The sequence below is a fragment of the Domibacillus sp. DTU_2020_1001157_1_SI_ALB_TIR_016 genome, assembly GCF_032341995.1.
Classification (GTDB): Bacteria; Bacillota; Bacilli; order Bacillales; family Domibacillaceae; genus Domibacillus; species Domibacillus indicus_A.
This window is the reverse complement of the sequence record NZ_CP135438.1, coordinates 407,434-420,469: the sequence shown is the minus strand read 5'-3', so window position 1 is coordinate 420,469 and position 13,036 is coordinate 407,434. Positions and strand designations below refer to the sequence as shown.

Sequence of the window (13,036 nt, the reverse complement as noted above, 5' to 3'; positions counted from 1 at the left end):
CCTTGATTACGTTCCCTGATCAATTATCAACAGAAAGGAAAGGGGCAAGAATATGAACAAACAGGCTAATCAAAATCACATATCATTTTTGAGCACCATTGTCTTAGTCTCAACATTCGGAGGTCTTCTATTTGGTTATGATACCGGCGTTATTAATGGGGCTTTGCCTTATATGTCGGACGATTTTAATCTAACTTCATTCACAGAAGGTCTTGTTACAAGTGTTCTTCTTTTAGGGGCTGCGGTAGGAGCTGTATTTGGTGGTCGGCTTTCGGATGGTATTGGACGGCGTAAAAACATCCTTTTCCTTTCAATCCTTTTCTTTATTGCTACGCTTGGTTGTACCCTATCACCAAGCGTAGCGGGGATGGTTGTCTTCCGCTTCTTACTAGGTATGGCTGTTGGCGGAGCATCAGTAGCAGTTCCTACATTTATAGCTGAAATGTCGCCCTCTGATAGAAGAGGCCAATTGGTTACCCGTAATGAGTTAATGATTGTAGGCGGGCAATTGTTAGCCTTCGTCTTTAATGCTATTCTTGGTAACCTATTAAGTGGCGAAGGAGTTTGGCGTTACATGTTAGGTATTGCAGGAGTACCAGCAATTCTTTTATTCTTTGGTATGCTTAAGGTACCAGAAAGTCCCCGTTGGCTTGTGAAAAAGGGAAGAAACGAAGAAGCGCTGCGTATACTTCGTAAGATACGTACAGAAGAGCAAGCGCTGACTGAACTCAAAGAGATTCAAACAGCTTTGGCTGCAGAATCTGATTTGAAAGAAGCATCGTTTAAAGATCTTGCTGTACCATGGATGCGTCGCATCGTATTTATCGGAATTGCTATCGCTATTGTTACTCAAGCTACTGGCGTTAACTCAATCATGTATTATGGAACTGAAATTCTCAGACAAGCAGGTTTTGCAACGTCTGCTGCATTAATCGGCAATGTTGCAAACGGTGTCATTTCGGTTTTAGCGACAATTGTAGGGATTTGGCTTCTTGGGAGAGTCGGACGTCGCCCTATGATGCTGACGGGTTTAACAGGAACAACCTTAACCCTTCTACTAATTGGGATCCTTTCATCTACGGTTGGATCGTCTGAGGCGCTTCCATATGTGATGCTGGCACTAACCGTCACATTTCTCGCTTTCATGCAAGGGGCAATTGGGCCAGTATTATGGGTTTCACTATCCGAAATTTTCCCGTCACGCTTAAGAGGGTTTGGCATGGGTGTTAGTGTATTCTTCCTTTGGATGACAAACTTTGTCATTGGTTTATTGTTCCCTGTCATGCTGGATAAAATGGGTTTGTCGGTAACATTCTTTATCTTCGCAGGGGTAGGATGTGTATCTATCTTCTTAATGGCGAAGTTCTTACCCGAAACTAAAGGTCGCACACTGGAAGAAATTGAAGAGTCCTTCCGTACTTATTATGATGACAAAACAGATAAATATGATGGTATCAATCATATAAAATCTCAGGTAAATAAATTTTAAGATTACACACCTATGTTAGATGTAAACGTTGATATTCCTGTATCGATGACGCTTTTCCAGTGTCGAGCTGAGAGGTTTTTATATGAACCTTTGTTAAAACGGTATAGGTAAAATAAAACTCTATTCAAATAGGAAAATGCTTGTAAATAGATTCATCTTAACCATCAGCGAGCGTTATTATTAACATAATATTGAAATCGATTTCAATTTCAATAAGAATATCTATTTCTAAGGAGGAATATATACATGTCAGCAATTAATTCCGAGGTAAAAACATTACAAAACTACATAAATGGAGAATGGGTGGATTCTCTGTCCAGCCAGACCGAGACGGTTGTGAATCCAGCAACAGGCGAAGAAATTGCCCAGGTGCCGCTTTCTACAAAAGAAGACGTAGACCGTGCGGTACAGGCCGCAAGCGAAGCGTTTAAAACATGGTCGCAGACGGCTGTTCCAAAGCGTGCACGCATTCTGTTCAAATACCAGCAGCTTCTTGTAGATAACTGGGAAGAGCTAGCAAAATTGATCACGATTGAAAACGGAAAAAGCTTATCAGAAGCCATGGGTGAAGTGCAGCGCGGGATTGAATGCGTAGAATTCGCGGCCGGTGCACCGACACTGATGATGGGCAGCCAGCTTCCAGATATCGCGACAAACATTGAATCAGGTATGTACCGTTATCCAGTAGGCGTTGTTGGTGGCATCACACCATTTAACTTCCCAATGATGGTTCCTTGCTGGATGTACCCGCTGGCAATCGCATGCGGTAACACATTTGTATTGAAGCCGTCTGAACGTACGCCGCTTTTGGCAGCGAAATTAGTCGATCTATTCAAAGAAGCCGGCCTTCCAGACGGTGTCTTGAATATTGTCAACGGTGCACATGATGTCGTAAACGGCCTTCTTGAGCACCCGGAAGTAAAAGCCATCTCATTTGTCGGCTCACAGCCAGTGGCAGAATACGTATACAAAACAGGCGCAGCGAACTTGAAACGCGTACAGGCGCTTGCAGGAGCGAAAAATCACTCTATCGTTTTGGCAGATGCGAATCTTGACCTGGCCGCAAAAGAAGTCACAGCTGCAGCCTTTGGTTCAGCGGGTGAGCGCTGCATGGCTGCAGCCGTTGTAGCAGTAGAAGAGGGCATTGCCGATGAGTTTATCGCCAAACTAAAAGAAGCAGCCGACAACATCCAAATTGGCAACGGTTTAGATGATGGCGTATTCCTTGGCCCAATCATCCGCGAAAATGCGAAACAGCGTACAATCGGCTACATTGAAGCGGGTATCGAGCAGGGTGCAACGCTTGTGCGTGACGGCCGCGAAGACGCAGCCGCAAAAGGAGACGGCTACTTCCTTGGCGCAACCATCTTCGACAACGTGACACAGGAGATGACGATCTGGCAGGATGAAATCTTTGCACCGGTTCTTTCCGTCGTCCGCGTAAAAGACCTGGCAGAAGGTGTGGAGACAGCGAACGCTTCTACACTTGCAAATGGTGCGTGCCTGTACACAGACAGCGCTGCAGCGGTACGCCAGTTCCGTGAAACAATCGATGCAGGCATGCTGGGCATTAACGTTGGAGTGCCGGCGCCGATGGCATTCTTCCCATTCTCAGGCTACAAAAATTCATTCTATGGCGATCTTCATGCGAACGGTAAAGATGGGGTTGAATTCTTTACACGCAAGAAAATGGTCACTGCACGCTACGTGAAGTAATAGCTTGAATTTGTCCTGGCTGTCCGGCTCCATCCGGGCAGCAGGCCATTCAAGAAAAAATCAGGAGGTACATCACATGAGCCGCTTGCTCCAAAAACCAATGAAAAAAGAACAGTCAGAAGGCGTCACACTCGTCCATGACGTCACAAAAGAAAACTCCCCCCTCGAATATGTCGGATTTAAAGTCATTGATCTGGCTCCCGGCGCCACGTACACTGAATCATTAACTAAAACAGAATGCTGCATTGTCGCTCTGACAGGCAAGATTCACGTCACTGAAGGAAGCGAAGAATTCCGCAGCCTTGGTACCCGTGAAAATGTCTTCGAAAAAGTGCCGACAGACAGTGTGTATGTTTCCAACGATAAAACTTTCCACGTAGAAGGCGCAACGGCTGCCCGGGTAGCACTATGCTATTCCCCTTCCCACGAGCAGCTGCCGACTGTACTGATTAAAGCTTCAGAGGTCGGCATTGAAAACCGCGGCATTTTAAGCAACAAACGGATGGTGCACAATATCCTGCCGGATTCCGACCCGCGCGCAAACAGCCTGCTTGTCGTAGAAGTGTATACAGAAAGCGGAAACTGGTCGAGCTACCCGCCGCACAAACATGACCAGGATAACCTGCCGGATGAATCATTCCTGGAAGAATCTTACTACCATGAAATAAATCCGCCGCAGGGCTTTGTCTTCCAGCGTGTATATACCGATGACCGGTCGATTGATGAAACGATGACCGTTGAAAACAGCGACGTTGTGCTTGTTCCAGCTGGATACCATCCAGTCGGCGTACCAGATGGCTATGAGTCTTATTACTTAAATGTGATGGCTGGCCCGACACGTATTTGGAAATTTTACAATGATCCAGACCATGAGTGGATTTTAAAACGTCAACCTGACTAAAGAAGCAGTGAACCCGGATGAACTACACATTCGAGGTAAAAACAGCAGTATTGCATCAGTTGGCGTACCGGAAGGCTACGAGTCTTATTACTTAAACGTGATGGCCGGCCTGACACGCATTTAGAAATTTTATAATGATCCAGATTACGAGTGGATTTTAGAACATCCACCAAACTAAAGGAGCGGTGAAACCGAATGAACTATACATTCAATAACGAGAAAGAACTTGATGTAATCGCCATTGGGCGTGCCTGCATCGACTTAAATGCAAACGAATACAACATGCCAATGGAAGAGACGATGACGTTTACGAAATACGTCGGCGGCTCACCCGCAAACGTCGCGATCGGCAGCGCGAAGCTTGGCTTGAAGGTAGGCTTTATCGGGAAATTAGCGGATGACCAGCATGGGCGTTTTATTGAAAAATACATGCGTGAAGTCGGCGTGGATACGTCGAACATGGTCACAGATAAAGAAGGTCATAAAACCGGTCTTGCCTTCACGGAAATTTTAAGCCCGGATGAGTGCAGCATCCTGATGTACCGTGACGATGTAGCAGATCTATACCTTGAGCCATCTGAAGTCAGCGAAGACTACATTCAAAAAGCAAAAATCCTGCTTGTTTCCGGTACAGCGCTGGCAAAAAGCCCGTCACGCGAAGCCGTTTTGAAATCGGTCAGCCTGGCGAAAAAACACGGCGTGAAAATTGTATTCGAACTTGACTACCGTCCGTACACATGGCAGTCACCGGAAGAAACGGCTGTTTATTATTCGCTTGTGGCTGAACAGTCCGATATCGTCATCGGCACACGCGACGAATTTGACGTCATGGAAAACATCCAGAGCGGCGACAACAACGAAACGATTCAAAATCTATTCAAGCATTCAGCCGATCTTGTTGTCATCAAACACGGAGTAGAAGGGTCGTACGCATATACAAAATCGGGAGAAGTATTCCGCGCGCAGGCGTACAAAACAAACGTACTGAAAACATTCGGTGCAGGCGATTCATACGCATCGGCCTTCCTTTACGCACTTGTCAGCGGAAAAGATATTGAAACCGCTTTGAAGTATGGCAGTGCTTCCGCATCGATTGTAGTCAGCAAGCACAGCTCGTCGGATGCGATGCCTGTTGTGTCTGAGATTGAGCAGCTGATTGCATCTGCCGTATACGTGTAAAAAACAATTCATTAAGAGGTGAGTAGAAAATGGGAACTATTCGATTAACAACCGCGCAAGCGTTAATTAAATTTTTAAATCAGCAGTACATCCATGTGGACGGCGAAGAAACCCCTTTTGTCGAAGGCGTATTCAACATATTTGGCCATGGCAATGTGCTTGGGATCGGCCAGGCGCTTGAGCAGGACGCAGGCCATTTGAAAGTCTATCAGGGAAAGAATGAGCAGGGCATGGCGCAGGCGGCCATCGCCTACAGCCGTGAAATGCTCCGCCGCAAAATTTATGCAGTGACCACATCTGCCGGCCCAGGCTCGGCGAACTTGATCGCAGCGGCAGGAACCGCATTTGCGAACAACATTCCGGTTCTGCTGCTTCCGGCGGATACCTTTGCGACACGCCAGCCTGACCCGGTGCTTCAGCAGCTGGAGCATGAACACAGCACAGCCGTGACCACAAACGAAGCGTTTATGGCGGTTTCCCGCTATTGGGACCGCGTAACGCGCCCGGAACAACTGATGTCTGCACTGATCCGTGCCTTTGAAGTAATGACCGACCCGGCCAAAGCCGGCCCGGCGACGATCTGCATCGCACAGGACGTAGAAGGGGAAGCGTTTGATTATGATGAGCGTTTCTTTGACAAACGCGTTCATTATCTGGACCGCAAGCCGGCGGTAGAACGCGAGATTCAAGGCGCGGCAGAACGGATCAAAGCAAGCAAAAAGCCCGTCATTATTGTCGGCGGCGGTGCCCGTTATTCAGGTGCCCGCGACATTTTAAAACAAATCTCTGAAAAACATAATATTCCGCTTGTGGAAACACAGGCCGGAAAATCAACAGTGGAAGTCTCATTTCCAAATAACCTGGGCGGTCTTGGAATCTTGGGCACGTCGGCTGCAAACAAAGTGGCGCGTGATACAGACCTTGTAATCGGTGTCGGCACACGCTATACAGATTTCACAACATCATCTAAAACGCAGTTTGATTTTGACAAAACATCATTCTTAAACATTAATGTCAGCCGCATGCAGGCTTATAAGCTGGACGCATTCCAGGTAGTTGCCGATGCAAAAATGGCACTTGAACAGCTGGCAACTCTATTGGGAGACTATGAAACCGCATTTGGCGGCCTGCTTTCGGCATGGAAAGAGGAATGGCTGACAGAACGTGACCGTCTGGCCAACGTTACATTTAATCGTGAAAACTTCACACCGGAAATCAAGGGCCAGTTTTCCCAGGAAACGATGAATGAATACGCCGATGTGCTGGGAACTGAATTTACGCAAACGGCCGCTTTGGTTGCTGCCAATGAAGCAGTCGCACCGGACAGCATCGTCATCGGTTCAGCCGGGTCCCTTCCAGGCGACCTGCAGCGCTTATGGCATTCAGATGTGCCGAATACGTACCATCTTGAATATGGCTATTCCTGCATGGGCTATGAAGTGGCTGGTGCACTGGGTGCGAAACTCGCTCACCCGGACCGTGAAGTATATGCGGCAGTCGGAGACGGCAGCTTCCTCATGCTTCACACAGAGCTTGTAACAGCGCTTCAGTACGATAAAAAAATCAACATTCTCCTGTTTGATAACTCTGGTTATGGATGTATTAATAACCTGCAGATGGGGAATGGAAGCGGAACATACTTCTGTGAATTCCGTACACATGATAATCAAATTATGAATATTGATTATGCAAAAGTAGCAGAAGCTTACGGAGCAAAATCATACAAAGCCAACACAGCAGAAGAACTAAGAGCAGCGCTTGAAGATGCGAAAAAGCAGTCTGTTTCCACATTGATTGATATGAAGGTGCTTCCGAAAACAATGTCAGATGGCTATGATGGCTGGTGGAACGTTGGTCTCGCTGAAGTATCCGAGTCTGAAAGCGTTCAAAAAGCCTATGCCGCAAGAGTGGAAAAACTAGAAACGGCGAAGATGTATTAAGAGAAGATTGCACATGGTATAAGATATTCACTTGTTGAACTATATTACAGTAGCAGGGATTCAAGGAAGAGAAGTCGGCGGCTTCTCTTCCTGAACCCGTTATTTTGAAAGAGAATTGGCGTTGTGTCATTTAAATTTGCAGGAAGCAGCTGAATTGTATCCGAGCAAACGTATAGCACTTAAGGGCAACATATAGGCCGCAAAGTGAATTTTTTAATGACTAACTAGGTGAAAGGAGAGATTCATTAAATGGCTTTAGTTTCAATGAAAGAGATGTTGAAAAAAGCAAAAAAAGACAGGTATGCAGTAGGACAGTTTAATATCAATGGCCTTGAATTTGCCCAGGCTTTTTTGCTTGCTGCGGAAGAGGAACAGGCACCGATCATTTTGGCTGCTTCGGACCGGCTTGTTGATTATCTTGGCGGTTTCAAGACGATATCATCTATGGTCAATGCATTAACAGAAGAACTAAATATTACTGTTCCGGTTGCACTTCATTTGGATCATGGCATGAGTATCGAACGCTGCAAACGGGCGATCGATGCCGGTTTTACATCGGTGATGATCGATGGATCACATGGGTCAATTGACGCAAATATCGCGATGACAAAAGAGGTCGTGGCATATGCAAAAGTAAAGGATGTCTCGGTCGAAGCTGAAGTCGGTACAGTGGGCGGTCAGGAAGATGGAATGGTTGGCGGCATTCAATATGCGGATATTAATGAATGCATCCGCATTGTCAAAGAAACAGGCATTGATGCACTGGCTGCCGCTCTTGGTTCTGTTCACGGACCATATCAGGGTGAGCCGCAGCTTGGTTTTGAAGAAATGAAAGAAATCATGGATAAAACGGATATTCCACTGGTACTACATGGCGGATCGGGTATTCCATTACATCAGCTTCAGCGTGCAATTGAATTGGGTCACGCTAAAATTAATGTGAACACGGAAAATATTCAAGCGTGGACAACTTCTATTCGTCAGACATTAAATGAAAAACCCAATGTGTATGAGCCGCGTTTGATCTTGATATCAGCGATTGAAGCAGTGAAAGAAGCGGCCAAAGCGAAAATGAAAGAATTTGGGACGAGTGGACGTGGTATTACAATAAATAAAGGAAACGGAAGGGTAGAAGATGCCATTACTACGCTTTGATATTGTAAAAGGAAGAACAGAAGAAGAGTTAAAGAAGCTGCTTGATGCTGTTCATCGTGGCATGCTTAAAGCATTCGAAGTACCCGAACGTGACCGCTATCAGATAGTGCATCAGCACCCTGCTCATGAAATGATTATGGAGGACACAGGACTAGGGTTTGAGCGCTCAAAAGATATGGTGTTGATTAGCATCACCAGTAAAAAGAGAACAGAAGAACAAAAGCAAAATTTGTACAAATATATTGTCGAGGAATTACGGAAAGACTGCAATATTGATCCCAAAGATGTAATGGTTTCTATTACAGTCAATGAAGATGCAGACTGGAGTTTTGGATTTGGAAAGGCGCAGTTTTTAACAGCAGATCTTTGAGGTTGCTTTCAGAATCAAAGTAGTATACTTAACCGATACGGGACTCAAAACATCATTATCGACCAGATATTTTCGCCAGAGTACCGCACTTCAAATCCAGTACAGAGTAGCGTGTAAGGATAAGTGGGGCTGAATGACGATCCTTCTTTTTTAAATAGTAAAGTAATTAATATAAACAAATTCTTGAATTTTTATTCTGAAAAGAAGCAAGAAAATGCTGAAGAATAACAAAAAAAGAATTGACTAAAAATTATAAATATTTTAATATGAATAAAATTAATGCACTCCTATGTATATTTACCTAAATGAAAACGATAACAAAACGTATGAATATTAAAATTTTATGGAAATATAAAAACACTTCAGCTGTTGACCAAAATATTATAAAATTTAATAAAGTGATTTTATAAATGCATACGGATGCGTTAATTTTATGAAAGAAGGAAAATAGATGGCCATTACTACAAAAGATATTGCGAAATTGGCAAATGTTAGTCAATCAACTGTTTCGAGATCCTTAAATGATAGTCCAATGATACCAGAGAAAACAAAGAAGAGAATAAAAAAGATAGCAGAAGAGCACGGTTTTCAATTTAATTCACATGCAAGAAGTTTAGCCGCAAATAAAACTTATACAATTGGTGTAATTCTCCCAGAAACTTTGTTTGATTCTCGAGTAGATACCCACTTTAAATCTTGGCAGAATGAGTTGTTGGAAAGCTTGGAGCGTTTGGAGTTTGATGTAATTATTTCGTTTTTTCAAAATAGGTTTACAAAGAAAAATAACATAAAAAGACTTATTGCAGCTAAAAAGATAGACGGTCTTATCATATTAGAACCATCGTTAGATGATGAGACAATAAATGTGCTGGAAAAAACGGACATACCATTTGTTTTTTGCAAATATATTCCTCCTTTTTATCAAGCGAAAGAAGTAGATTTTGTATGTGTAGATCAATTCAAGGGGGGATATATAGCTACTGAACATTTAATTAAATTAGGACATCAAAAAATATTGTCTATTTCAGCAAATAATGTTGGTGGTGAATTTGAGTTAAGAACTGAAGGGTTTAAAGCAGCTTTGGTTAATAATAATATTCAATATGATGAAGAAATGCTGATCTATGGAAATGAAACTTTTCAATCAGGATATGAATTAATACTAAATCATTTAGAAAAGGTAAAAGATGTCACTGCTATTTTTGCACAGAATGATTTGATGGCATTAGGAGCCATACAAGCGTTAAAAGAATCGGGATTTAATGTGCCCCAGGATATAGCAGTTGTCGGGTTTGATGACATTGATTTATGCACATGTTATAAACCGTATCTAACTACAGTGCATCAGCCGACTAAGGAAATTGCAGCATTAACATGCAAGCGATTAATAGAAAAGATTGAATCGACTGAGCCAGTAGCAAAGCTAAAGCTTGAGATAAGCCCTTCACTAGTAATTAGAGAGTCGTGTGGAATAGATAATTAATTTATTCCACTTCTTTATTCTTAAACTTTTATGCAACCGTATGCGTAAAAGATTGAAAAGCAGAGAGGGGAATAAACAAGCATTATATACGAGTTAAAAATACATCGAGCCTTCTAATATTTAAATATTTTACCGAATGATTAAAAACGTCGGTAGCGTTTCTCTGAACGGCATTGGAGAGTTACAAGCCGGGAGGTCATATCACAACAGGTTATATTTGAATCCTTTTTCGGCAGGCGCTCTAGGGATTTTCTATTGGGAAACTCCATAACAATACACGACAAAAAATATTTTAATGATGGCGATTACTGTCTAGCTCCAAATTACAGTGAGAAGAATGAGGATTCACAGTGTTTACCGAGCCAAAAATGAACTAAAGTCTTGCTTTGTAAAAACATATTTTAATTTGGAGGATGACGAGCTGTGACAAAATTTAACGTTGGTGTTTTGGGGATAGGCGATATTAGTGATGTATATATTCAGAACTTAAAGAAATATGAAATCGTACATGTGGCAGCTTGTGCAAGCAGGAACCTTGAGAAGGCACGCAAAAAAGCAGATCAGCATCAAATTGAAAAAGCATATGCAACAGCTGAGGAATTGATAGAAGACCCAGAAATCGATATTATTTTAAATTTAACGGTCCCAGCTGTGCACGCTGAGCTTACAATTAAAGCACTGGAAGCGGGTAAGCATGTATATACGGAAAAACCGTTAGCGGCCACTTTAGAAGATGGAAAGAAAATTCTTGATCTCGCAAAAGAAAAAGGTCTTTATGTCGGCTCTGCACCTGATACCTTTTTGGGAGGACGTCTTCAAACATGCAGGAAACTGATTGATGAAGGTACAATTGGCGATATTGTGGGAGCAAGTGCTTTTGTTGCTTATCATGGTACTGAGTCATTCCATCCAAATCCTGATTTTTTTTACAAGCCAGGTGGTGGTCCGTTGCTTGACATTGGCCCTTATTACATAACAGCACTTTTGTCTTTAATTGGACCAGTTCAAAGCTGTTCTGCCATGGCCAGAAGGACATTTGATAAACGGGTGATTGAAAGTGAACCGAGGCAGGGAGACGTCATTGAAGTGGAAGTGGACACCCATATTACAGGAACCCTGCAATTTGCTAACGATGCCCTTGCAACATTTATAATGAGCTTTGATGCATGGGATTCAGAGCTTCCGAGATTAGAGATATACGGTACAAAAGGTACGATTTGCATAAATGATATTGACCCCTTAGACGGCCCTAATTTGTTTGGCGGACCCGTTTTATTGAAAACAAAAGAGCAGTACAGATGGAAAACAATGCCTAGAAAGGAGCCTATAAGCGGGTGGGAGGAAGTTCCAATCATTCACCCATTTAATGAAACGAGCCACCAAGAGAACAGCCGTGGGATTGGTCTTATTGATATGGCTTATGCGATCCGGGACAAGCGGGTAGAGCGTGCAAGCGGCCAGATGGCTTTTCACTCCTTAGAAGTGATGGAAGGTTTACTAAAGTCTGCAAAGGAAGGCCAATTTTATCACGTAAAAAGCAATTTTGATCAGCCTGTGCCCCTACCTATTAATTTTCCTCAAAGTGAAGGTTGAATGCTGTTCATTAACGCAAAACAAGGCCATTTCAGCGGCAGTGTCCCACAAAGAAACATGCGCTGAAAGCCGACAAGAGACAGAATGGTATACGAAGTAAAAAAATTACCCTGTTTATATAGCCACTTGAGCAGCACATAAGCAATCAATGCCGTAAAAAGCTGGTTGTATACGGCATTTTTTTAGTCGTGCCAAATAACACACCCACATTCAAGTTCTGCTTAATCCAGCGAAAAAAGGATTCGAACGCCATACATGTGTGCAATTATTTGTAATCAACATGCGTGGTGTAGGATAAATAATTGAGTTCATTCTATCTTCTCATATTTTTTTGAATATCAATGCATTCGTATGCGTAAAAAATAAAATAAGGAGGTGATTAGATGAGTTAAAAGGACATTGAATCTTCTAAAGTTTAAATACAATCCCTGGATGACTAAAAACATTGGTAACGTTTAATTTGATCAAAAGTTTATTAATCAATGATCTAACCGCTTTGAGAAAAGCAACATCATTCTTAAAAGGAGTATTACTGATAATTTTTAATGACAGACTTTTTATTAAAAAAGCGATCTATTGTATGGCGCATGATTCATTCAGTCTTACAAACAGGTTAGTTTGCATTCGACGAAAATTAAAAATTTAAAAATAGGTGGAAAGAAAAATGAAAGAAATCAAAGTTTTATCTGGTGCAGCTCTGTCATTAAGCTTTTATTAGAATTACTTTTATTGTTTTTTAAAAAATCAGAATATAAAGAAAAAATAATATTGACATTAATCTCACAAAAATATAAAATTTTTATACAGGAAAGTACTTTCCTTTAGTTTTTAATCAATTTAATGTTTTAGTTCTTTTCTAAAGAGAATTCGCTTTATTTTGGAGTTTATTGGCCATTTTTTTATGATAACTAAGGAAATAACTTTCCTGTCTGGCTGGTTGATAAATAAAAGAGAGGCCCATGAACTAGTGTTTATTTGAAAGCACTACAATAAGTTAACTGTAAAGAAGAAATCTGGAGGTGTTAGAAAAGGCTTTCAATTCTATGCTGAGGATAACTACTAATTAAGTGGATGTTACGATGCAGCGAACTTATTGGTTTTAACAAAATAAGATCCCTTTCTTTATTTATGAATTGAGAGCTAGTCTACATGAACAGCTTTTGCCTCATAATCAGCTTTTTCAACCATGACTCGATACTTTAACCTTCAA

The 13,036-nt window shown here is 42.3% G+C and carries 10 protein-coding genes and 1 pseudogene; 10 read left to right on the top strand and 1 reads right to left on the bottom strand.

Features of this window, described 5'->3' with window-relative positions:
* Positions 1-52: 52 nt before the first annotated feature.
* The 10 genes from RRU94_RS01990 (at position 53) to RRU94_RS01945 (ending at position 11,826) form a co-directional block, all read left to right on the top strand.
* Complete coding sequence (locus RRU94_RS01990) at positions 53-1,489, top strand: sugar porter family MFS transporter (protein ID WP_315691579.1); 1,437 nt, start codon at positions 53-55, stop codon at positions 1,487-1,489.
* Between the two features lie 246 nt (positions 1,490-1,735).
* Complete coding sequence (locus RRU94_RS01985; protein ID WP_315691578.1) at positions 1,736-3,205, top strand: CoA-acylating methylmalonate-semialdehyde dehydrogenase; 1,470 nt, start codon at positions 1,736-1,738, stop codon at positions 3,203-3,205.
* A gap of 76 nt (positions 3,206-3,281) precedes the next feature.
* Entirely contained in the window at positions 3,282-4,106 is an 825-nt protein-coding gene (iolB, locus tag RRU94_RS01980; RefSeq protein WP_315691577.1) for a 5-deoxy-glucuronate isomerase, read from the top strand.
* Between the two features lie 7 nt (positions 4,107-4,113).
* On the top strand, positions 4,114-4,230 hold the full coding sequence (locus RRU94_RS25640; protein ID WP_410492949.1) for a 5-deoxy-glucuronate isomerase: 117 nt from the start codon (positions 4,114-4,116) through the stop codon (positions 4,228-4,230).
* A 71-nt stretch (positions 4,231-4,301) separates the two neighbouring features.
* Complete coding sequence (iolC, locus tag RRU94_RS01970; protein WP_315691576.1) at positions 4,302-5,285, top strand: 5-dehydro-2-deoxygluconokinase; 984 nt, start codon at positions 4,302-4,304, stop codon at positions 5,283-5,285.
* A 29-nt stretch (positions 5,286-5,314) separates the two neighbouring features.
* Positions 5,315-7,225, top strand: coding sequence for a 3D-(3,5/4)-trihydroxycyclohexane-1,2-dione acylhydrolase (decyclizing) (iolD, locus tag RRU94_RS01965; protein WP_315691575.1), 1,911 nt, complete (start codon positions 5,315-5,317; stop codon positions 7,223-7,225).
* A gap of 249 nt (positions 7,226-7,474) precedes the next feature.
* The gene (gene fba, locus RRU94_RS01960) at positions 7,475-8,380 is read left to right on the top strand and encodes a class II fructose-1,6-bisphosphate aldolase (RefSeq protein ID WP_315691574.1); all 906 of its coding nucleotides are present in this window, start codon (positions 7,475-7,477) and stop codon (positions 8,378-8,380) included.
* A complete protein-coding gene (locus RRU94_RS01955; RefSeq protein ID WP_315691573.1) occupies positions 8,361-8,750 on the top strand; it encodes a tautomerase family protein in 390 nt (129 codons plus the stop codon). Before fba ends, RRU94_RS01955 begins: the two co-directional genes overlap by 20 nt.
* Before the next feature lie 451 nt (positions 8,751-9,201).
* Positions 9,202-10,233 (top strand): LacI family DNA-binding transcriptional regulator, encoded by a 1,032-nt coding sequence (locus tag RRU94_RS01950; protein ID WP_315691572.1) that lies wholly within the window; start codon positions 9,202-9,204, stop codon positions 10,231-10,233.
* 423 nt (positions 10,234-10,656) lie between these two features.
* A complete protein-coding gene (locus RRU94_RS01945) occupies positions 10,657-11,826 on the top strand; it encodes a Gfo/Idh/MocA family protein (RefSeq protein WP_315691571.1) in 1,170 nt (389 codons plus the stop codon).
* Here the strand turns inward: RRU94_RS01945 and RRU94_RS01940 are convergent.
* A pseudogene (locus RRU94_RS01940) lies at positions 11,811-12,076 on the bottom strand (hypothetical protein); the annotation flags it as partial. The gene RRU94_RS01945 and the pseudogene RRU94_RS01940 sit on opposite strands and share 16 nt — an antisense overlap.
* Between the last annotated feature and the right edge of the window lie 960 nt (positions 12,077-13,036).

Excerpts from the sequence above, each read along its gene's own strand:
- RRU94_RS01990 (WP_315691579.1), top strand. The coding sequence starts at position 53 with ATGAACAAACAGGCTAATCAAAATCACATATCATTTTTGAGCACCATT.
- RRU94_RS01985 (WP_315691578.1), top strand. The coding sequence starts at position 1,736 with ATGTCAGCAATTAATTCCGAGGTAAAAACATTACAAAACTACATAAAT.
- iolB (WP_315691577.1), top strand. The coding sequence starts at position 3,282 with ATGAGCCGCTTGCTCCAAAAACCAATGAAAAAAGAACAGTCAGAAGGC.
- iolC (WP_315691576.1), top strand. The coding sequence starts at position 4,302 with ATGAACTATACATTCAATAACGAGAAAGAACTTGATGTAATCGCCATT.
- iolD (WP_315691575.1), top strand. The coding sequence starts at position 5,315 with ATGGGAACTATTCGATTAACAACCGCGCAAGCGTTAATTAAATTTTTA.
- fba (WP_315691574.1), top strand. The coding sequence starts at position 7,475 with ATGGCTTTAGTTTCAATGAAAGAGATGTTGAAAAAAGCAAAAAAAGAC.
- RRU94_RS01955 (WP_315691573.1), top strand. The coding sequence starts at position 8,361 with ATGCCATTACTACGCTTTGATATTGTAAAAGGAAGAACAGAAGAAGAG.
- RRU94_RS01950 (WP_315691572.1), top strand. The coding sequence starts at position 9,202 with ATGGCCATTACTACAAAAGATATTGCGAAATTGGCAAATGTTAGTCAA.